This window comes from Maritimimonas sp. 2405UD52-3 (assembly GCF_056591715.1).
The window spans coordinates 1-793 of record NZ_JBWQOL010000021.1 but is presented as its reverse complement, the minus strand read 5'-3'; the positions used below and the strand labels follow the sequence as shown (position 1 = coordinate 793).

1 protein-coding gene is annotated in these 793 nt (G+C 48.7%); it reads right to left on the bottom strand.

Annotated features, from left to right (window positions below):
• Positions 1-793: DUF7507 domain-containing protein (locus AC1EU5_RS16000; RefSeq protein WP_480193423.1), on the bottom strand; the 793-nt coding region annotated here is incomplete at both ends.

Here is a 793-nt window from a genome sequence, read left to right as displayed (position 1 = left end):
CACACCCGTTAAGGTGGCTGTACCTGTGTTCGTTACTGTAAAGGTATAGGTCACCACATCACCCACTGAAACATCTCCAGATCCATCTGGATCCGTAATCGTATTGCTCTTGACAATACCCATGCTTGGCGTAGCTACTACTATAGAATTCGTATCCGTTACATCCGGGGCCTGATCACTGCTTCCCGTAGCAATGTTTGTGATCGTTGTACCTAAGTCGCCTGTCTGGATCGTATATACAAGCGTACCACTCTCACTGTCACCAGCGGCTAGCACTGCTACGCCATCACCTGCTACATCACTCAAGGTCACAGCACCTAAAATATCATCAACCACAGCTACGCCTGTTAAGGTAGCTGTACCTGTATTGGTTACTGTAAAGGTATAAGTCACCACATCACCCACAGACACATCTCCAGATCCATCTGGGTCCGTAATCGTATTGCTCTTGACAATACCCATGCTTGGTGTCGCTACCGGGATGCTGTTCGTATCCGTTACATCTGGGGCCTGATCACTACTTCCTGTAGCCACATTGGTAATCGTTGTGCCCAAGTCACCTGCCTGAATCGTATACGTAAGCGTACCACTCTCACTGTCACCTGCGGCTAGCACTGCTACGCCATCACCAGCGGTGTCGCTTAAGGTCACCGCACCTAAAATATCATCAACCACAGCTACGCCTGTTAAGGTAGCTGTACCATTGTTCGTTACTGTAAAGGTATAGGTCACCACATCACCCACAGACACATCTCCAGATCCATCTGGATCCGTAATCGTATTGCTCTTGACA